Below are 19,868 nucleotides of genomic sequence, written 5' to 3'. Positions count from 1 at the left end.
AGGGGACCCCGCCCCCGAACAAACGATTTTTCAATTATCGCGGACGAGGTCCGCTCCCACCGTTTAGCTCATACACCGCCAAACGCAGCGGTAGGAGAGGCCCCGCCCCCGAACAAACGATTTTTCAATTATCGCGGACGAGGTCCGCTCCAACACAGACTGAGCTTGCCGACGTTTCAAACAGGCATAAAAAAACCCGCAACTGCGGGTTTTTTTGTCGAACTGAGCAGCGCTTAGCCTTTCAGTGCGAATACCTTAGCGTTCAGACGGCTCTTGGTACGTGCAGCAGTATTTTTGTGCATGATACCTTTGTTAACCATCTTGTCGATGTAAGGCTGAGATTTAGTGAAAGCAGCTTGTGCTTGCTCGTAGTCACCAGCGGCTACAGCAGCTTGTACTTTCTTGATGTAAGTGCGAACCATAGAACGCAGTGCAACGGTACGCGCGCGGCGTTTGATAGCCTGACGGGCGCGTTTACGAGAACCAGCGGAATTTGCCACAGTCGGCTCCTCAAATTTGGTTATTCATGTCAAAGGGCTATCAATGCGCCCCATATAAGAGGGCCGGAATTATCCAGATATCACAGAGAACTGTCAACTGTTTAGCCGGCCCAAACTGAGTAAATTAATCGATGATGACCGGCTCGAACGACTTAATCAGCTCATCGACGGCTTTCATCTGTGCCAGATACGGTTCCAGCTTATCCAGCGGCAACGCACACGGGCCGTCACACTTGGCTTCTGCCGGGTTCGGATGAGCCTCCAGGAACAGACCTGCCAGACCCAGCGCCATGCCAGAACGCGCCAACTCAAACGCCTGAGCACGACGACCATCAGCCGAATCAGCACGGCCACCCGGACGCTGCAACGCGTGTGTCGCATCAAAAATCACCGGCGCCTGCTTCTTCATATCATCCATACCCAGCATATCCACCACCAGGTTGTTGTAACCAAAGCTGGAACCCCGCTCACACAGCATCACATGTTCGTTACCGGCTTCGGCAAACTTCTTGATGATATGACGCATCTCGTGTGGCGCCAGGAACTGAGGCTTCTTAACGTTAATCGCAGCACCGGTTTCCGCCATCGCCACCACCAGATCAGTCTGACGCGCCAGGAAAGCCGGCAGCTGAATCACATCAACCACTTCGGCAACCGGAGCCGCCTGAAATGGCTCGTGAACATCAGTAATGATTGGCACGTTAAAGGTCGATTTGATCTCCTCAAAGATCTTCAACCCTTCTTCCATACCCGGGCCACGATAGGAGTTGATTGAAGAGCGATTCGCTTTGTCAAAAGATGCCTTAAATACATAAGGAATACCCAGCTTTTCGGTGACCTGAACATAATGCTCACAGATCGCCATCGCCAGATCGCGGCTTTCCAGTACATTCATACCACCAAACAGTACGAATGGTTTGTCGTTGTTTACTTCAATACCAGCAACGTTTACTTGCTCGATCATTATCGCTTCTCCATTCCTTAAATCGGTATTCAGGCTGATATCGCCAGAGATTTTTTTACGCAGCTTAAATAACCACCAGGTTATCGCGATGAATCATTTCCGGCTCACTGACGACACCCAGCACACTCTCAAGCTGACTGCTCGGTGTTTTTAAAATTTTCAGCGCTTCGCTGCTGCTGTAATTCACCAGCCCCTTGGCAATCAGCCGGCCCTGCTCATCACGGCAAGCGACCACCTGACCACGCTCAAAACGACCATGTGCAGCAACCACCCCAATCGGCAATAAGCTGCGACCACCGTCGCGCAACGCGTTAACGGCTCCGGCATCCAGCACCAGGTCTCCATGGGTCTGTAAGTGACCTGCAATCCACTGCTTGCGTGCCACCAATGGTTCCTTATCAGGCAATAACAGAGTACCCAGCAGCTCGCCATCGTATAATCGCGAAATCACATTGTCGATGCGGCCGCCCACAATCACCGTCGCGGCACCGGAACGGGCAGCCAATGACGCAGCCCGGATCTTAGTGACCATACCACCACGACCCAGGACACCGCCGCCGCCCGCCATCGCGGTAAACCGCTCATCGGAGGCCAGCCCCTGATGAATAATTTCCGCATCCGGATTAGTACGTGGATCGGCGGTAAACAAACCATCCTGATCGGTCAGAATCACCAGCACATCGGCTTCAACCACATTAGCAACCAGCGCCCCCAGGGTATCGTTATCGCCAAAGCAGATTTCATCGGTTACCACAGTGTCGTTTTCATTAACGATCGGCACCACACCCAGCTGCAACAGGGTTTTCAGCGTGCTGCGACCGTTCAGATAGCGGGTACGATCACTGAGGTCATCATGGGTCAGCAGTACCTGAGCGGTGGATCGCTGATACCGGGCAAACGAGGTTTCATAGGCCTGAATCAGCCCCATCTGACCCACCGCCGCCGCTGCCTGCAACTGATGCAGCTGATCCGGGCGTTGTTTCCAGCCCAGCCGGGTCATGCCTTCGGCGACAGAACCCGAGGAAACCAGCACCACCTCATGACCTAATTCCAGCAGCCGGGCGATCTGATCCACCCAGGCAGCCATGCCATCACGATTCAGGCCCTGACCGTCATTGGTCAGCAGGGCACTGCCGATTTTAATTACCCAGCGCTTTTGTTGCGCCAGCTTTTTACGCTGCTCCAGATAGCCGGAATCAGGGCTTTGGGCCTGTTCGTTGCTCATTGGCTTGTTCGTCGCCTGTAGACTTATTCGTGGGTATAAACCACTTCAACGTCGTAATCGTCATCATCGTCGTCGTTATCTTTTGCCGCTTTACGTGCAAGACGTTCCAGCCGACGACGCTCCTCCAGCATTTCAACATGCTCACGAGCTTCCTGCTCCACTGTTTCGCGCTCCAGCAACAGCTGCTCGGCGAACTCTTCATCATCCAGCGCGCGCTGACGACGTTCTTCCATGTAATCCATAATGGCGCAGCTGAGCTCAAAGGTGCCTTCACGCCGCAGCGCCGAAATCTCGAATACCGGCCCATGCCAGTTAAGCTTATCCAGCACGTCCTGAACCCGCTGCTGGCGCTCATCGGCATCCACCATGTCCAGTTTATTCAGTACCAGCCAGCGATCTCGCTGGGCCAGACCCGGTGAAAAACGCTCCAGTTCTTCACTGATAGCCTTCACCCGCTCGGCCGGATCCGACTCATCAAACGGCGCCATATCAACAATGTGCAACAACAGCTGAGTCCGCACCAGGTGCTTCAGGAAGCGCGTGCCCAGACCCGCACCTTCAGAAGCGCCCTCAATCAACCCCGGAATATCGGCCACCACAAAGGAACGGTGATCTTCAATTTTCACCACCCCCAGATTCGGTACCAGCGTAGTGAACGGATAATCAGCCACTTTCGGCTTAGCCGCCGATACGGCACGGATAAAGGTCGACTTACCGGCATTCGGCAACCCCAGCAGACCCACATCAGCCAATACCTTCAGCTCCAGCTTCAGGTTACGGGATTCCCCCGGCTGACCAGGCTTAGTCTGACGCGGCGCCTGATTGGTACTGGACTTATAACGGGTATTACCCAGTCCATGATAACCACCACGGGCCACCATCAGGCGCTCACCGTTTTCGGTTAAATCACCCAGCGCCTCGCCGGTATCAATATCAATAGCTGTAGTGCCGACGGGCACTTTCAGTATCAGGTCTTCACCTTTGGCACCGGTACAGTTACGGCTGGTGCCGTTACCACCATTCGGCGCGCGGTAACGTCGGGTATAGCGGTAATCAATCAGGGTATTTACCGCATCATCAGCTTCAAGAAAAATTGAGCCGCCGTCGCCGCCATCACCTCCGTCAGGGCCACCTTTCGGAATGTATTTTTCGCGACGAAAGCTCATGCAACCGTTACCGCCTTTGCCTGCCTCGACGACAATCGGAGCTTCATCTACAAATTTCATCATTCACCTCGGACGAAGATGGTTATAGCAAGATAGGGTCAGATACAAAAATGCCCCGGCAACGGATGCAGCCAGGGCAATTTGATCTGTTTTACAACAGACGAGTATTCACCAGCTGCTAATTAAGCAGCTGGAACAATACTTACAGTCTTACGGTTCTTAGGACCTTTCACTTCGAACTTAACTGCACCATCAGCAGTTGCGAACAGAGTGTGGTCACGACCGATACGAACGTTGGTGCCTGCGTGGAATTTAGTACCGCGCTGACGAACCAGGATGTTACCAGCTTTAGCAGCCTGACCACCGAACAGCTTGACGCCTAAGCGTTTACTTTCGGAATCGCGACCGTTACGGGTACTACCACCAGCCTTTTTGTGAGCCATAATCTTTCTCCTTCAATGAAGCCGCTACAACACTGCGGATGTGGTCAATGTGGCGTATCGACACCGGGCTTCGGAAACAAATTTAAAAAATATTAGCCAGCAATGCTGGTGATTTTCAGTTCAGTAAACCACTGACGGTGACCCATCTGTTTCATGTGGTGCTTACGACGCTTGAACTTCAGGATCTTAACTTTCTTGTGGCGACCATGAGCAACTACTTCAGCAGTTACTTTAGCGCCTTCTACAACCGGTGCGCCGATCTTAACATCGTCGCCGTTACCGATCAGTAAAACTTTTTCCAGCTCAACAGAAGAACCGGTTTCAACTTCCAGTTTTTCAACTTTCAGAGTCTGGCCTTCTTCTACACGGTATTGCTTACCGCCAGTTACCACTACAGCGTACATAGTACGTATCTCCGCTTATCGCTTAAGTTAGCCTGTTTAACAGGCCTCAATAACCCGGCATTATCACCGCTGCTTACCCGGACCGTCCGCCGGTCGCGTCCTGCTTCTAATGGCAACACTCTGGTTTCCATATGGCAGGGAGCAGAAATTCGGGGCGCGAGACTATACCGCAGCCAGCAACACAACGCAAGTCGGCAACCAATGTCCGTCCTTGACAGTATCGCCCTGGCTGCCTAGCATTTGCGCCACTTTAATTTATCCATCATCTATTTGGGCACCCGCCAACCTTTATCATGCAAATTCAAGATATCCTCGCTGTTATCAAAAACGAGTTTCAGGCCGTCGATGCACTGATTCACGAGCAACTGGCTTCCCGGGTGCCACTGGTTGAGAAAATTGCCGATTATATTGTTTCCAGCGGCGGCAAGCGCATCCGCCCGCTACTGGTACTGATGACCGCCAAAGCCTTTGACCGCTGTGATGCCGACGCCGTTAAACTGGCGACTGTGATCGAGTTCCTTCACACCGCCACTCTGCTGCACGATGATGTGGTCGATACCTCCGATATGCGCCGCGGCAATCCAACCGCCAATGCCAAATGGGGCAACGCCCCCAGCGTTCTGGTCGGTGATTTTTTATACAGCCGGGCGTTCCAGATGATGGTAGAGCTGGAATCACTGCCGGTGATGAATATTCTCTCCAGCGCCACCAGCGTGATCGCGGAAGGGGAAGTGCTACAGCTGACCAACGTTAAAAATCCCGACGTTGACGAAGCGCGTTATATGGATGTGATTCATGGCAAAACCGCCATGTTATTTGAGGCATCCACCCATGCCGCCGCCCGCCTGTTGCAACTGACGGATGAGCAGGCCAACGCACTGAAAGAATATGGCAAAGAGCTGGGGCTGGCTTTCCAGCTGGTCGATGATGTACTCGACTACGAAGGTGATGCCGAAACACTGGGCAAAAATGTGGGCGACGATCTGGCAGAAGGCAAACCCACCCTGCCACTGATTCATGCCATGGCCCATGCTCCGGAAGCCGATGCCAAACTGATTCGTCAGGCCATCCGTAAAGGTGGGCTGGATGAAATGGACGAAGTATTACGTATCGTGCGCGACAACGGTTCGCTGGCCTATACCCGCCAAAAAGCCGATGAATGTGCTGAAAAAGCACAACAGCATCTGCAACTTTTACCAGAATCGGATGCCAAACAGGCGCTGAAGGCGCTCGCTTTGTTGGCGGTAAAACGCAACACCTGATGAGCCCTGATCGTCACCCGGTTTGACTATGAGGACGCTTGATTTTGACTACCCTGATTCACAGCCGCGCAATTAGCCGCGGCCCGCTGTTGCTGCTGCTATGGCTGACCTTTAACCTGCTGACGGCCCACGCCAGCCTGCTGGATGAACTGGTTGGCAACGATGAACCGCAGTTCCTACCGGTAGAACAGGCCTTCCCACTGACTACCGGGGTAGATAACAACCAGCTGCACGTCAGTTTCGCCAGCGCCGATGGTTATTACCTGTATAAAAGCCGCCTGTACCTGAAACAAAACGGCGAAAAATTTTATCCCCAGTCCTACTCCCAGCCAGGCAAAGAAAAACACGACGAAGCCTTTGGTCTGGTCACCGCGTTTTATCACCAACTGGATGTGGTGTTTGATCTGACGGCATTACAGCCGGGGGAATACACATTGAACCATCAGGGCTGTGCCGATGCCGGTTTATGTTATCCGCCGCAACGGCTGACACTGACTTATCAGCCGTTTGAAGTAACCGCCAGCTTAACCGCCGAGCCTTCTGACACGGCCGCTAACAGCGCTCCCCAACCACAGACCAGGCCAGCAGCGGCAGACGACAACTGGTTCAGCAACCGCTCCTGGGGGGCTGTGATCGGCTTATTCTTCCTGCTCGGCCTGGGCCTGACCTTTACTCCCTGTGTATTACCCATGGTGCCGATTCTGACCTCGGTGGTACTGGGCCAGAAAAACACCTCCGCAGCCAAAGGTTTTGCCTTATCCAGTATTTATGTGCTGGGCATGGCACTGACGTACGCCGCCGCCGGCCTGACCGTTGGCTTATTAGGCGCCGGCGCTAATATTCAGGCCTGGATGCAAACCCCCTGGGTACTGGTGGTATTCGCCGTTTTATTTGTGGCGCTGGCGCTGGCCATGTTTGGCCTGTACGAGCTGCAATTACCATCCGGCTTACGCAACCGGCTGAATAATCTGAACCAGAAGCAACAAGGCGGACAATGGTTCAGCGTCTTTATCATGGGGGTGCTGTCGGCTCTGGTCGTTTCACCCTGCGTCTCAGCGCCATTAGCTGGCGCTCTGGTTTACCTCAGCACCACGGGGGATGCCTGGCTCGGTGGCAGCGCTTTATTAGCACTGGGGCTGGGCATGGGCGCACCTCTGATCGTCTTAGGCACCAGCGGCGCCTCCTTCCTGCCCAAAGCCGGTGGCTGGATGGATCAGGTAAAAGCCTTTTTTGGAGTGTTGTTACTGGGGGTCGCCATCTGGTTATTGTCACGTTTTCTGCCAGGCCAGATCTCGTTGTTATTATGGGCTCTGCTGGCATTAATGTACGGCGTGGTATTAGGCGCCTTCGAAGCCGCTGCCAGCGCCAGACAACGGCTGGTTAAAGGCATCGCCTGGGTCTTTTTCCTGTACGGTGCGATCGCTTTTATTGGCGTACTGCAGGGTCAGAGCAACCCGCTGCAACCGTTAGCAACACAAACGGCGGCAGTGTCATCTGAAAACACCCGCTCCGGCCACGGCAGTGCGTTTCAGAAAACCACCTCAGTGGCGCAATTGCAGCAGATTATTGCCAACAGCCCACGCCCGGTGATGGTCGACTTGTACGCCGACTGGTGCATCAGCTGCAAAGTGATGGACGAAGAGATTTTTTCTCAGGCTGATGTGCAACGTCAGTTCAGCCATATCACCTGGGTGCAGCTGGACGTCACCGACAACAATCAGGAACACGTGCAGTTTATGCAGGACCACGCGGTATTTGGCCCACCATCAGTATTATTTTTCAGCAACGGCAAAGAAGTCGCCGATGCCCGTATTATCGGTGAAATTAAAAAAGCGCCGTTTCAGGAAAAAGTCATACAACACTTTCCCAAACCCTGAATACCAGCCCTGAATCCGCCCCCTGAATAAAACGCTGTTTTTTAGCAAAAGTCTGAAAAAACAGCGTTTTTTTGTGCCTTGCTTTTAATTCCGGCCGGGCTATGATGACCACATCAGTCGGAAATAATATTTTTATGAATAAAGCATTTACCTCCAGAACCGTCACCTTCCATATCTGAGCCGGAGAGTCACATAACTCTCCGGCGGGTATTTAGCTCTGATCTTGTCAGGTTATTTATTAAGGAGAGTTTTCGGTGAATTCCAGAATTCTGAATCTATGGCACACGTTTATTAACGATCTGCCACAACACCTCGTACGTCACGACGGCTTTGCCTATCGGCGGCCACTGTCATTATTTGCGTTATATGAAAAAGCGCACAAGGCACCTCAACAACCTGTTTGTGGCGTCAATTCCCGGGTCACCATATACCTGCCCGACAGCGACGAACACTGTACGCTGACATTGGTCAGCCCATCTCAGGCAGACCCGGACCAGCTGAAGGTGTCACTGCTGTCACCACTGGGACAGGCATTAGTGGGAAAATCTCCGGGAGAAGCCGGCTGTGCAGGCAGCTGTGGCTTAACCGTACCGTTTCGTTTATTGCAGATTCACCGCTGAATCACACCAACCAGTACGGAGGATGTCGGCTTGGAGTCAACCGCTTGCCGCGTGCGTAAAAACAGCACAAACCGGCACACCATTTCGGCCAGCAAGCTGTTTGTTACGGCACAAACAGGCATGCCAGCCCGGATTTGATCAGGATAATAGCAATGGCAAAAGGTAAAGAAAAAAAGCAGCCACAAAAATCGTTGAAAGAAAAACGACGCGACAAACGCGCCAGAAAACAGGCTGAAGCCTGACCTCACAGCCCTGCATCCGCAGGGCTTTTTAGCCGGCCTCAGGAATTTTTGCTCCGCCCCCTTGAACAACCATTACCCCGGAGTTATATAAAGACCATCAACCTGTGGAGACACTATTATGCATTACACCTGCCCGTCGTGTGCCGCGGTCAACCGCATTCCGGCAACACGCCATAATCAACAAGGCCAGTGTGGCCGCTGTAAACACGATTTATTTAACGCCCACCCGGTCGATCTGAACGACGCCGACTTCAGCCGTTTTCTGCAAAAAAACGACCTGCCGGTGGTCGTCGATTTCTGGGCCAGCTGGTGTGGCCCGTGCCAGATGATGGCTCCGCTGTTTAAAGAAGTCTGCGGTGAACTGCAGCACCAGGCCCGGTTTGCCAAGGTCAATACGGAACAGGCGCAACACATCAGCAACCAGTACGGCATCCGCTCAATTCCCACCCTGATCGTCTTCCATCAGGGCAAAGAAATTGACCGCCTGGCAGGCGCACTGCCTGCAGCCCAGCTGAAACAGTGGATCGCTCAGGCACTGTTGAAAATTCAGCAGGCTTGATATGTATCAAGCAAAAAAACAAAGCCGCTGAGACAGCGAATACGACCTGACCTGTATCAATATGACAAACCACTTCCGGCGTAATCTGAAACTGTCATTCACAGGAGGCAAAAACAATGATTGAACACCACGATCTTCACCATGAATTCCCGGAAATGGGTGAGCAAATCCGCGAACTGAAAATGAAAAACCGCCACTTTGCCCGGTTATTCGATGAGTACCATGATGTTGACCGCGAAGTCCGCAAGATTGAAGAACAGGCAGAAGCCGCCTCGGACGAACGCCTGGAAGAATTGAAAATGCGCCGCTTGCATCTCAAAGATGAGTTATACGGCATGCTGAAACAGGCCACTGAAGAAGCCTGAATCCCGCACCAGCGCATACCACAGCACCCCACCCCGGCTTTGCCGGGGTTTTTTATGCCGCCGCCACCGCTGCGTAAAACTACCTGTTTTATAACGGCCAACAACCTCCGCAATAAGTCCTATTGCCGGGCCAGCCAGGCGACGGTTATGGTATAGTTTGCCAGTAAGGCCCACTCTCCGGGCAGCCGTTCAGCCAGAGGAACTTCATGAGTCACGATTCCGCAGCAGGCCACCAGTCTTCTTCATCCCGCCAGGATCACAATCAGGATCAGCAGCCCACCCGCAGCGGTGAAAAGTTTGTCAGTGAACACGGCTTTAACGCCATCAAAGATGGCATCAAGGCCACTTCCGGCCATGCTGAAAACGCTCCGGTCGGCCGCAAGCCAAGCTGGTTGCGTGCCAAGATTCCCGGAGGCCAGCGCTTCGAGGCGGTTAAGAGCAATGTCCGCGCTCATAAGCTGAGTACCGTTTGTGAAGAATCACACTGCCCGAACATGGGAGAATGCTGGGCCAACGGCACGGCCACCATTATGGTGATGGGATCAGTCTGTACCCGCGCCTGCCGTTTCTGCGCAGTGGATACCGGCAATCCAAAAGGCTGGCTGGACCAGGATGAACCGGCCAATACCGCCGAATCGGTAGAGCTGATGGGGCTGCGCTACATCGTATTAACCTCAGTCGACCGCGACGACCTCGACGACGGCGGCGCCGCTCATTACGCCGCCTGCGTCAGCGCCATTAAAACGCGCACCCCGGACGTCAAAGTCGAAGCTTTAACGCCGGATTTCAACGGTGTGGAGCAACACGTCGCTCTGGTAGTGGACTCCGGACTGGACGTGTTTGCCCAGAATGTCGAAACCGTAGAACGGTTAACCCATGTAGTGCGCGATCCACGTGCCGGTTATCAGCAAACCCTGGACGTGCTGGCGTTCGCCAAACGCCACAATCCGGATGTACTGGTCAAAACCAGCCTGATGGTCGGTATCGGTGAAACGGATGACGAAATTTATCAGACCATGGACGATCTGCGCGCCATAGGTGTCGATATCCTAACTCTGGGCCAGTATCTGCGTCCGACCAAAAACCACTTACCGGTAGATCGTTATGTCACACCGGAGCAATTCAACCACTACCGTGATATCGGCCTGGAAAAAGGTTTTATGGAAGTGGCCTCCGGCCCTATGGTGCGCTCCAGTTATCGTGCCGATCAGGTGTTCGAAAAAAATAACCTGGGCATCGAGTTACCTTCCGTACCGGGCGAACCAGAAAACCTGATCCCGTTGAAGTCGGTATAACCCAGCTGGTTTACATGCCATGCCCAACAAAAAAAGCCAGTTCAGTGAACTGGCTTTTTTCAGCTGACATCAGGCGGCCGCTTAACCGCTCTCATCGATCCATTCGCTGCTGTCATACCCCAGCCGGGTTACCAGCTGCTGACGCAACTCCCGGGCGACGTCATCGAAACTAACCGGCATGTCGGTTTCATTCACCACCTGCGTCATTTCCATCCCGGCATAACCACACGGATTAATGCGCAAAAAAGGCTCCAGATCCATATCGATGTTGAGCGCCAGTCCATGGAACGAGCGGCCTTGTTTAATCCGTAACCCCAGCGAGGCAATCTTTTTACCGGCGACATAAACACCCGGGGCATCCGCTCGCGGGGCCGAATCAATCGCAAACGGTTGCAACGCCGCAACAATGGCCTCTTCGATGGCAGACACCAGCTGGCGTGGCCCCATCGCACTGCGCTTGATATCGACCATCAGGTAAACCACCAGCTGACCCGGACCGTGATAAGTCACCTGCCCACCACGGTCGCTCTGTACCACCGGAATATCACCCGGCATCAGAACATGCTCTGCTTTACCAGCCTGACCCTGAGTAAATACTTTGGGATGCTGTAAAAACCATAACTCATCCTGTGTCTGTTCATCGCGGCCAGCAGAAAACGCCGTCATCCGCTGATACACAGTGTCATAATCCTGCAGGCCAAGGTTGCGCAGCGTTACTGACGCCATCAGATCACCATATGTACGTATTCGTGAGCACTGAGGTCGGTGTGAATGTTCTGCAACTGCTGTATACCGGTGGCCGTGATATACAGCGTTATCGCCCGGAAACGGCCATTTTTACTATCACGTACCGAAATACGTTCGAAATCGCATTCCGGCGCATGGACCCGGATAATCTCGAAGATCACCTGATCATAATCTTCAGCACCTTTGCCCACCACCTTGATGGGGTAATTGGCACAGGGAAACTCAATTTTGGGAGCGTCTGGCTGACTCACACTTCGCCTCTCTTGATCTGACATCGGAATTAACAATCAGACCTATATGGTTGTAACTCACCCTGATTTCAAGCGCCATATGACCTTAGCGGCAACTCCCGCCGCTAAGAGTGGCCGATATTATAAAAAGTCAGGATGACATTAGCTTAAACAAAAATGGCTGCCCGTGGCAGCCATGTTATTGCGCGTTACCGTCACCCGGGTCAGGCAAACAGCTTGGCAAAGAACAGTTTGATCTTGCCCATCAGACGACCAAAGAAACCGGCTTCCTCGACGGCATTCTGAGCCACCAGTGCACGCTCAGCCTGAACCTCACCAGCCATGCGTACTACCAGTGTACCAATGGCCTGTCCCTGCTCAATCGGGGCTTCGATAAATTCATTGGAAATCATATCGATCTCCAGTTCGCCTTTGGAGCCACGTGGCAGAGTCAGATACAAATCGCCGGACAGCCCCAGGCTGACCTCTTCCTGCTCGCCGAGCCAGACTTTTTTGGTCTGCAACACTTCATCGGCAGCGTATAACTTATGCGTTTCAAAATAGCGGAAGCCGTAAGCCAGCAGCTTCTGGGTTTCCCGCGCCCGGGCTTCTTCACTGCGGGTGCCCATCACCACCGCAATAAAACGCGTGCCGTCCTTAATCGCGGACGCCGCCAGACAGAACCCGGCTTCATCGGTATGGCCGGTTTTCAGACCATCGACACTCGGATCACGCCACAATAATTTATTGCGGTTTGGCTGGCGGATACCGTTGTATTCATAATATTTTTCGGCATAAATCGGATAATACTTCGGGTGGTCCTTAACGATACGTAACGACAGAGTCGCCATATCACGGGCCGTGGAATAATGGCCATCTGCCGGCCAGCCGGTGGCATTTTTAAACTGGGTATTATTCATGCCAAAACGTTCGGCATACTGGTTCATCCAGTCGACGTAAGCTTCCTCCGAACCGGAAAAATATTCCGCCACTGCCACCGATGCGTCATTACCCGACTGCACAATAATGCCGCGTAATAAATCAATCAGCGGCACCTGAGTACCTTCACGGACAAACATCCGCGAGCCTTTTTTACGCCAGGCTTTGACACTGATCGGCACCGACACATTTTCTTCAACATTGCCCAGCTCCAGCTCATGCGCCGCAATATAGCTGGTCATCATTTTCGTCAGGCTGGCCGGAGGCAAACGCTGGTCGGCATTTTTTTCCACCAGTACCTGGCCGCTGTCGGCATCAATCAGAATATAAGCCGTGGCATCCAGCTGAGGGGCAGAAGGAACAATTACAGAAGCCTGGGCACTGAAGGTCAGCAGTGCGGCGGTAACAATCAGAATCCGGTTTAAAAAAGACATGAAACTCAACAAGCTATACGGGTTTAACAAGGCTGCGCATTGTAACACGCTGAACATTTTTTGCAGTCAGCATGATGGCGGATATAGACTCACGCTCAACCGCGTTTACAGGACTTTGCAAATGACCCCGGCATTCAGAAGGCTGACACTTTTATCGCTGATAATAACGACACATCTTTACGCCGCCCCCGCCACAACCACAGCGCTGGCGGCGCAGCCGGATTACCAGCAGGGCCAGCAATGGCTACAACAACGATTGCAGCAACGTCAGCAACAACGCCAACAACAAAAAGAACACGGTCGGGCGCAGAATGTGATCCTGTTTCTCGGCGACGGCATGAGTATCACCACCTTAACCGCAGCCCGGATTCTGGAGGGGCAAAACCAGGGACTCAGCGGTGAGGAACACCGTCTGTATTTCGAAACGTTTCCTTACTCGGCACTGGTCAAAACCTATAACACCAATCAGCAAACCCCGGATTCAGCCGGCACCATGTCAGCCATCACCACCGGGGTCAAAACCCGTGCCGGAGTCATTGCAATAGGTCCGGAGCAGGATCGTGGCATCTGTCAGGGTGCTGCGGCCTACCACCAGCCGACATTGCTGCAATGGGCACAACAGCAGGGCTATGCCACCGGTATTGTCACCACCGCCCGTATCACCCACGCCACCCCTGCCGCCAGTTATGCCCACTCGCCGGAACGCAACTGGGAGGCCGACAGTGACCTCAGCCGCGAAGCCAGACGTTATGGTTGCCGGGATATCGCCTGGCAACTGATTCATCAGGCCTATCCGGCCGGGCTGGATATCGCACTGGGAGGTGGCAAACGCAATTTCAGCCGCGATGGCGAACGACACAGCGGCAACCTGATTGCCGACTGGCAACAACAGTTCCCGGGCGGACAATATCTGGAAAACCGCCAGCAGCTGATGCAGTTGCGTGCTGACACGCCAGGCCCGGTACTGGGATTATTTGCCGACAGCCATCTGGATTACCATCTCGATCGCAGCGGACAGCAGCCTGATCTGGCCGAGATGACCCGTGCTGCGCTGGCTTTTCTGCAGCAACAAAAACAACACCATCCACAACGCGGTTACCTGCTGATTGTTGAAGGTGCCCGGATCGACCACGGTCACCACGCCGGTAATGCCAAACGCGCCCTTGATGAATCCATCGAACTGGCCCGCGCCGTGCAACTGGCCGATCAGCTCAGTGATAACAACACCCTGCTGCTGGTCACTGCCGATCACAGCCACACCCTGTCGATGGCCGGTTATCCACAGCGGGGAAATGATATTCTCGGCTTTGCTGCCAACCAAGGCCTGTTGCTGGCTAACGATCAGTCGCCTTACACCACGCTGGGTTATGCCAATGGCCCGGGTGGCAGTGCCAATGCCCGGCATTCAGAGCGTCTGCCCGGCCGCATCCTCTGGCATCAACCGGAACACCGCCAGACCGAGCCACACAGTGACAATTTTCAGCAAGCCGCGCTGGCCGATATTTATGCCGAAACTCACGGTGCCGACGACGTCGCATTACACGCCCGCGGCCCCGGCGCCCGGTTGTTCCAGGGCCTGTTAGAGCAACATGAAATTTATCACCGTATTCGCCGCGCGTTGCAGCAGGAGAACTGATATGCCTTACTTTTTACGCCTGCCGTTATTACTCAGCCTGTTTGCGCTATCCGCCTGTGAGCCGACCTTACCGGTTAAAGACAACACCCGCTCGGAGCAATGGTATCAACAAGGTCAGCAACGAGCGGCGCTGGCGGCCGCCCAGACCGACAACACCGGCCCGGCAAAAAACCTGATTCTGGTGGTAGGGGATGGTATGGGAATTACCACCCACACTGCCGCCCGGATTTTTACCGGTCAGCAACAGGGCTTATTAGGCGAGGAATATAATCTCAGTTTTGAAACCCTGCCCCATTCCGCCCTGATTAAAACCTACAACAGCGACCAGCAGACACCGGATTCCGCCGGTACCATGACGGCTCTGATCAGTGGCAGTAAAACCCGTGCCGGAGTGCTGGCCGTATCTGACAAGGTAATACGCTCAGACTGCGCCAGCCAGGCAGGTAACGAACTGCAAACCCTGTTTGACGTAGCCGAACAACAGGGTAAAGCCAGCGGTATCGTCACCACCGCCCGCATAACCCACGCTACCCCTGCCGCCCTGTATGCCCACAGCGCCGAACGAAACTGGGAAAGTGACGATCAGTTAAACGACAGCGCCAGACAGTCGGGCTGCCAGGATATCGCCGCCCAGCTGATCGACTACCAACAGCAGCAACAGCGGCTGGAGGTTATTTTTGGCGGCGGCCGGCGCCACTTTCTGCCCGCAAGCATGAGCGATGGCCAGCGCCGCGATGGCCGTAACCTGATGACGGCCTGGCAACAACAGGCTGATCATCATGTCGCCACCAGTCGGCAACAGTTACTGCAGGCCGACCTCAGTCAGGGCCACTGGCTGGGATTATTTGCCGCCTCTCACTTGCCTTACGTCGCTGAACGCGATGCCAGCACACCAGGCCTGCTGGATATGACCCGGGCGGCACTGCAGCGCTTACAACATAACGATCAGGGCTATGTCCTGATGATCGAAGCGGCACGCATCGACCATGCGCATCATCAGGGACAAGGACAAAAAGCATTACAGGAAACCGCGGAACTGGATCAGACCGTGGCCTGGCTGCTCAAACATACAGATCGAGACAACACATTACTGGTGGTCACCGCCGATCACAGTCATACCCTGACCCTGGCGGGTTACCCGACGCGCGGTAACCCAATTACCGGCGTGGTCATCAGCAATGATGATCAGGGCCGGCCAGAACGTCAGCCTTACCGGCTGGATGACGGCGGCTATTACACCACCATGAGTTACCGCAACGGCCCGGGGGCCGTCGACTGGCAACAACATAACCGCCGCCCTTCGGTTAACCCTGAAGCCACACAGAGCCCCGACTATCGCCAGCAGGCGCTGGTGCCGCTGGACAGTGAAACACACGGTGGTGAAGACGTGGCGTTATACGCCAGTGGCCCCTGGGCTCATTTGTTTGGTGGCACCATGGAACAACACTGGGTTTATCATGTATTGCAACACGCACTGAACCCCAAAGCGCAGCAGGCTGCACCCTGATATCAACAGCTATTCCTGCCACAGATACGCTGCAGTAGGCAAAAAAAACTCCGCCAGCTGGCGGAGTTTTTTGCGTTAAGCGGTTAACGAGTTCTGATTACGGCTCAACTTTGCGCACCAGAGAGACACCACGAGGTGGGTGTAAGGTAACGAACGGTCCTTCATCAGAGACCAGCTGATGGCTGTGACGTAAGCGGAAAGAGGTGTCCAGACGACGCAGACATAAGGTCAGACGTACCGTCAGCCAGCGATAATCCGCTTTATCCGGGGTGTGCACCACAACCGAGGCATCATTATCCAGAATCGCCTGACACACAGGCTCCAGATCATCCGAAATTGAGCGGTCACGATTAGCGATCTGTTCAGCCGAAATCGGGTAACTGGCCAGTGGTGCAGTATCTTCTTTCGCCGAGTGCCACAATTCTGAAGCGGCATTTTTTTCCGCCTTGCTGACCTTTTTAGCCACCTTCACCGGTTTCGGAGCAGCTTTCACCACCGCTTTACCGGCTGCCGCCGCTTTCGCACGTTGGGCTGCGGCTTGTTTTTCAGCTTTTGCCGCCGCCAGGCGGCGCTGACGCTCCTCTTCCTGTTTACGCTTCAGCTCTGCTTCAAGACGTTTTTTCTCAGCCAGCGCCTCTTTTTTCGCCTGCTCCAGTTTACGTTTACGGTCGGCCTCTAACCGCGCTTTTTCTTTGGCCAGCTGCTGCGCTACTTTTTTCTGGCGCGCAATTTCTTCTTTACTTGGCCCTTTAGCAGCCTTGGTTTCAGCCTTAGCCGCTTTACCGCCGGAACCTTTCAGTTCAGCGTCCAGCCGGGCCTGAGCCTGCTCCAGACCCGGGGTCAGAGAAGCCACATACCAGACTTTCTCCAGATAGCTCTGGGCTTTTCCATACTGACCATTGGCCATCGCATTGTTGGCCATCGCGACGTAAGCCTCACCCCATTCGTAGGTCAGAGGCACCACGCGAAAATCAAACGGCGCCTGTTCACGGAAAGCGGTAATACGCTCCAGCGCATTATTGCCCGCCGGACTCGACAATCGCTTGTTCTGAATATCGGCTTTGATGGACTTCAACAGCTGATCCAGGTCCTGTGTGGCAGCCTGGCTTTGGAAGCCCAGCAACAGGGCTGGTACAATCAGCGCAAATTTAATAGCTCGTAACATAATATGGGCGGCTTCGGTTATTATCGTTTTGTAGGCAGATTTCTAACCGGTAAGCTGAAAACATTAGCCCGTATATGTCAAGTTGGATCGTGCTTTTACTGTAAAAATCCGGAGAAAATTTATGTGGCTGCGCTACGGCTCGCTGTTATTTGCCCTGCCCGGGCTGTTATTACTGACCCTGTACGGTCTGGAGATGTCGGCCGTTACCGATTGCAGCCAGAGTGGCGGATTCTACAACTTCAACTCCGGGGACTGCGCCAGCGAGCCACAGCCACAGTCAACCTATTACGCCCGCCACACCCTGTTTGTTAATCTGATGATGCTGCTGTCGGTGGTAGGTGCCCTGGCCATGACCTGGGGTATGCTGCTGAAAGGCATGACACGCGCTCAGGATTCCTGAGTCTCAGCCACAACACTTCTTAAACTTTTTCGTGCTGCCACACACACAGGCATCGTTGCGTCCCGGTTTCAGCGTGGTAAACCGGGCATCCCCGTCCAGGTAATACCAGCGGCCCTGCAGCAGCAGAAACTGCGAATTTTCACTGAGTTGCAACCATTCGTTGCCTTCCCGGAAGGTGGCGATAAAACGGACCTGACCGCGCTCAGCATCCTGACTACTGGACAACACCTGCAGCCGCAACCATTCGGTATCCGCTTCCAGCTGCAGCTGCTGCGGCCGGGTTTGTGGGTGCCAGGTGTGAGCCAGATAATCGGCCAGCTGCAGGGCAAAAGCACTGTAACGGGAGCGCATCAGGGCCTCAGGCCCGGGCGCCTCCTGCCCCTGATGATAAGGCTGGCAACAGTCCTGATAACGCTCAGCAGAGCCGCACGGACACAGCTCGCTGGTCTGGATATCAGTGGCCATTATTACTGAACCACGCTGGCGTTCTGCACCAGGCTCATCAGCTCACCGATAGCAGCGCTGAGTTTGTCACTGCGGTCTTCGCGACGGAACACCTGTAAAATCTGCTCACGCATGCCCGGCAACGTCATCAAATCGGCCACCAGGGCAGTAAAGACATTACTCCCCTGTTCGTTATCTGCCAGCGCCTCAAGATAAGCGAACAATATTTCACCGGTTAAATCCAACCAGCAGCGGCTGCCAATGGCGGCCAGCACTTCCACCGCCCGGCTGTTGGGGTGAGCCAGAATCGCCTGCAACAACAACTTACGCTGCTGCAGGTTTACGCTGTGCGACAACCCGCGGGCAAAGGCCGCCAGGTCTGCCGCTTCAGGGCCAGCAGCCACCACCTGAGATAAACAGTCATTGACCGCAACCGTCAGATCGTGACCTGGCTGAATGTTCTCCAGATACCCCAGCAGCACATTACGTGGCAGTGCCGGCATCTGGCCAATCGCCTGGGCAAGCAGGGCTTCGTTATGGTCCTGACTGCTGCGGGCCACCACTTCGGCCAACCCCTGTAAACCCAGCTGCTGCCAGTTGTCCCAGCCCAGATCACCACTCAGATACGCCCGTGTCGTGGCGTAATACTGAGTCACCGGCTGCCCCAGCGTCATCAGCGCCAGGGCATGAAAATACGCCATACGGTTAGCATCCGGCTTAAAGCTGCAGGGCGCTTCACCGTGCTCTTTATCCGGATCAGCGACTACCCGTAACCAGTGCTCCAGAAACTGATCCCGTGGCCCGGGCTGCAGAATGTTCTGTTCGTCCAGTGGCAGCTTCAGAAACCAGATATTGTGCTGCCCCGGCTGTTTAGGGTTCCAGCTCAGCACGCCCACCCAGGCATGTTTCAGATACGGGGTTGGATAAGGTTTGGCCAGCTGCTCAAAGGCGGCAAAATCCTTGCGGGAGATTTTTTCAATCCGACGTCCGAGGTCAAATATGCGCATTTGTGCGCCGCTTTTTTCTACTAACTGGCCAATGGTCACTGGATCGCCCTTCTGGAATGGTTGTGCAAAATGCGGATTTTATCAGACTCAGCAACAGGCTTTTAGGCCCACGCCGCTTTGTCCGCGGTTTTATCTCACCGGTGATGTTAAACTGCTGCCGAATCATCACCACAGGATAAAAATATGGCACTGCTATTCGCAATTATCGCCGGCATGATTATCGGCGCCGGCAGCGTGGCTTACACCCTGAGCAAACGCTGGAAAAACGAAGTGGAGATCGCCAAAGCCGATATGCAGCAGGTGCTGGAACAACATCAGCAGGAGCAGCAGGCCAGCCGTGAGCTGCAACAAAAAGTGGCTGATCTGGAATATCAGCTGAACGAGGCCCGCAAAGACCTGAACCATTACCGCAGTCAGCACAAGCCTGACTGAACGCT

At 54.2% G+C, this 19,868-nt stretch carries 23 protein-coding genes; 10 read left to right on the top strand and 13 right to left on the bottom strand.

Annotated features, from left to right (window positions below):
* Window positions 1-233: 233 nt before the first annotated feature.
* From rpsT to rplU, 6 genes are all read right to left on the bottom strand, one after another.
* The gene (gene rpsT, locus ACFOMG_RS09925) at window positions 234-500 is read right to left on the bottom strand and encodes a 30S ribosomal protein S20 (RefSeq protein WP_376866369.1); all 267 of its coding nucleotides are present in this window, start codon (window positions 498-500) and stop codon (window positions 234-236) included.
* 124 nt (window positions 501-624) lie between these two features.
* Window positions 625-1,464, bottom strand: coding sequence for a 3-deoxy-8-phosphooctulonate synthase (gene kdsA / locus ACFOMG_RS09920; protein ID WP_376866367.1), 840 nt, complete (start codon window positions 1,462-1,464; stop codon window positions 625-627).
* Window positions 1,465-1,528: 64 nt separating this feature from the next.
* The gene (gene proB / locus ACFOMG_RS09915) at window positions 1,529-2,689 is read right to left on the bottom strand and encodes a glutamate 5-kinase (protein ID WP_376866366.1); all 1,161 of its coding nucleotides are present in this window, start codon (window positions 2,687-2,689) and stop codon (window positions 1,529-1,531) included.
* 23 nt (window positions 2,690-2,712) lie between these two features.
* Window positions 2,713-3,915 carry an Obg family GTPase CgtA gene (gene cgtA, locus ACFOMG_RS09910; protein WP_376866371.1) on the bottom strand — a complete coding sequence of 401 codons (1,203 nt, stop codon included), beginning with the start codon at window positions 3,913-3,915 and terminating at the stop codon, window positions 2,713-2,715.
* Between the two features lie 122 nt (window positions 3,916-4,037).
* On the bottom strand, window positions 4,038-4,298 hold the full coding sequence (gene rpmA, locus ACFOMG_RS09905; RefSeq protein ID WP_376866365.1) for a 50S ribosomal protein L27: 261 nt from the start codon (window positions 4,296-4,298) through the stop codon (window positions 4,038-4,040).
* Window positions 4,299-4,390: 92 nt separating this feature from the next.
* Window positions 4,391-4,702 carry a 50S ribosomal protein L21 gene (gene rplU, locus ACFOMG_RS09900; RefSeq protein ID WP_376866364.1) on the bottom strand — a complete coding sequence of 104 codons (312 nt, stop codon included), beginning with the start codon at window positions 4,700-4,702 and terminating at the stop codon, window positions 4,391-4,393.
* Between the two features lie 293 nt (window positions 4,703-4,995).
* On the opposite strand from rplU, the gene ACFOMG_RS09895 reads away from it, so the two are divergent.
* Both ACFOMG_RS09895 and dsbD read left to right on the top strand, forming a co-directional pair.
* Window positions 4,996-5,964, top strand: a complete 969-nt coding sequence (locus ACFOMG_RS09895) for a polyprenyl synthetase family protein (protein ID WP_376866363.1) — start codon at window positions 4,996-4,998, stop codon at window positions 5,962-5,964.
* Between the two features lie 44 nt (window positions 5,965-6,008).
* Window positions 6,009-7,841, top strand: coding sequence for a protein-disulfide reductase DsbD (gene dsbD / locus ACFOMG_RS09890; RefSeq protein ID WP_376866361.1), 1,833 nt, complete (start codon window positions 6,009-6,011; stop codon window positions 7,839-7,841).
* On the opposite strand, the gene ACFOMG_RS09885 is transcribed toward dsbD, so the two are convergent.
* The gene (locus ACFOMG_RS09885; RefSeq protein ID WP_376866359.1) at window positions 7,816-8,007 is read right to left on the bottom strand and encodes a hypothetical protein; all 192 of its coding nucleotides are present in this window, start codon (window positions 8,005-8,007) and stop codon (window positions 7,816-7,818) included. The two genes, dsbD and ACFOMG_RS09885, sit on opposite strands and share 26 nt — an antisense overlap.
* An 88-nt stretch (window positions 8,008-8,095) precedes the next feature.
* Between ACFOMG_RS09885 and ACFOMG_RS09880 the strand changes: the two genes are divergently transcribed.
* The 4 genes from ACFOMG_RS09880 to lipA all read left to right on the top strand — a co-directional run bounded on the left by ACFOMG_RS09880 (window position 8,096) and on the right by lipA (window position 10,922).
* Window positions 8,096-8,461, top strand: coding sequence for a GreA/GreB family elongation factor (locus tag ACFOMG_RS09880; RefSeq protein ID WP_376866358.1), 366 nt, complete (start codon window positions 8,096-8,098; stop codon window positions 8,459-8,461).
* 360 nt (window positions 8,462-8,821) lie between these two features.
* Window positions 8,822-9,262, top strand: coding sequence for a thioredoxin TrxC (gene trxC, locus ACFOMG_RS09875; protein ID WP_376866357.1), 441 nt, complete (start codon window positions 8,822-8,824; stop codon window positions 9,260-9,262).
* 116 nt (window positions 9,263-9,378) lie between these two features.
* Window positions 9,379-9,627, top strand: coding sequence for a YdcH family protein (locus ACFOMG_RS09870; RefSeq protein WP_376866356.1), 249 nt, complete (start codon window positions 9,379-9,381; stop codon window positions 9,625-9,627).
* Between the two features lie 206 nt (window positions 9,628-9,833).
* Window positions 9,834-10,922 carry a lipoyl synthase gene (gene lipA / locus ACFOMG_RS09865; RefSeq protein ID WP_376866354.1) on the top strand — a complete coding sequence of 363 codons (1,089 nt, stop codon included), beginning with the start codon at window positions 9,834-9,836 and terminating at the stop codon, window positions 10,920-10,922.
* 81 nt (window positions 10,923-11,003) lie between these two features.
* Here lipA and lipB read toward each other — a convergent pair whose 3' ends face one another.
* The 3 genes from lipB to ACFOMG_RS09850 form a co-directional block, all read right to left on the bottom strand.
* Entirely contained in the window at window positions 11,004-11,648 is a 645-nt protein-coding gene (gene lipB, locus ACFOMG_RS09860; protein WP_376866353.1) for a lipoyl(octanoyl) transferase LipB, read from the bottom strand.
* Window positions 11,648-11,920, bottom strand: a complete 273-nt coding sequence (locus tag ACFOMG_RS09855; protein WP_376866351.1) for a YbeD family protein — start codon at window positions 11,918-11,920, stop codon at window positions 11,648-11,650. The genes lipB and ACFOMG_RS09855 overlap by 1 nt, the downstream gene beginning before the upstream one ends.
* Before the next feature lie 203 nt (window positions 11,921-12,123).
* Window positions 12,124-13,272 carry a D-alanyl-D-alanine carboxypeptidase family protein gene (locus tag ACFOMG_RS09850; protein ID WP_376866349.1) on the bottom strand — a complete coding sequence of 383 codons (1,149 nt, stop codon included), beginning with the start codon at window positions 13,270-13,272 and terminating at the stop codon, window positions 12,124-12,126.
* Between the two features lie 121 nt (window positions 13,273-13,393).
* On the opposite strand from ACFOMG_RS09850, the gene ACFOMG_RS09845 reads away from it, so the two are divergent.
* Both ACFOMG_RS09845 and ACFOMG_RS09840 read left to right on the top strand, forming a co-directional pair.
* A complete protein-coding gene (locus ACFOMG_RS09845; protein WP_376866348.1) occupies window positions 13,394-14,908 on the top strand; it encodes an alkaline phosphatase in 1,515 nt (504 codons plus the stop codon).
* 1 nt (window position 14,909) lies between these two features.
* Window positions 14,910-16,415, top strand: a complete 1,506-nt coding sequence (locus ACFOMG_RS09840) for an alkaline phosphatase (protein ID WP_376866347.1) — start codon at window positions 14,910-14,912, stop codon at window positions 16,413-16,415.
* 97 nt (window positions 16,416-16,512) lie between these two features.
* Here the strand turns inward: ACFOMG_RS09840 and ACFOMG_RS09835 are convergent, their stop codons facing one another.
* Window positions 16,513-17,580, bottom strand: coding sequence for a hypothetical protein (locus tag ACFOMG_RS09835; RefSeq protein WP_376866346.1), 1,068 nt, complete (start codon window positions 17,578-17,580; stop codon window positions 16,513-16,515).
* Window positions 17,581-17,701: 121 nt separating this feature from the next.
* On the opposite strand from ACFOMG_RS09835, the gene ACFOMG_RS09830 reads away from it, so the two are divergent.
* The gene (locus ACFOMG_RS09830) at window positions 17,702-17,980 is read left to right on the top strand and encodes a hypothetical protein (RefSeq protein WP_376866344.1); all 279 of its coding nucleotides are present in this window, start codon (window positions 17,702-17,704) and stop codon (window positions 17,978-17,980) included.
* Window positions 17,981-17,983: 3 nt separating this feature from the next.
* Here ACFOMG_RS09830 and ACFOMG_RS09825 read toward each other — a convergent pair whose 3' ends face one another.
* Window positions 17,984-18,445 carry a YchJ family protein gene (locus ACFOMG_RS09825; RefSeq protein WP_376866343.1) on the bottom strand — a complete coding sequence of 154 codons (462 nt, stop codon included), beginning with the start codon at window positions 18,443-18,445 and terminating at the stop codon, window positions 17,984-17,986.
* A gap of 2 nt (window positions 18,446-18,447) precedes the next feature.
* Complete coding sequence (locus tag ACFOMG_RS09820) at window positions 18,448-19,470, bottom strand: DUF3549 family protein (RefSeq protein ID WP_376866342.1); 1,023 nt, start codon at window positions 19,468-19,470, stop codon at window positions 18,448-18,450.
* A gap of 144 nt (window positions 19,471-19,614) precedes the next feature.
* Between ACFOMG_RS09820 and ACFOMG_RS09815 the strand changes: the two genes are divergently transcribed.
* The gene (locus ACFOMG_RS09815) at window positions 19,615-19,863 is read left to right on the top strand and encodes a hypothetical protein (protein WP_376866340.1); all 249 of its coding nucleotides are present in this window, start codon (window positions 19,615-19,617) and stop codon (window positions 19,861-19,863) included.
* Window positions 19,864-19,868 lie beyond the last annotated feature (5 nt).

Origin of the sequence: Bacterioplanoides pacificum, from assembly GCF_042648445.1 — a bacterium.
In the GTDB taxonomy this organism is placed as follows: domain Bacteria; phylum Pseudomonadota; class Gammaproteobacteria; order Pseudomonadales; family Oceanobacteraceae; genus Bacterioplanoides; species Bacterioplanoides pacificum.
The sequence above is the reverse complement of the archived record's forward strand: the minus strand, read 5'-3'. Positions and strand labels throughout refer to the sequence as shown.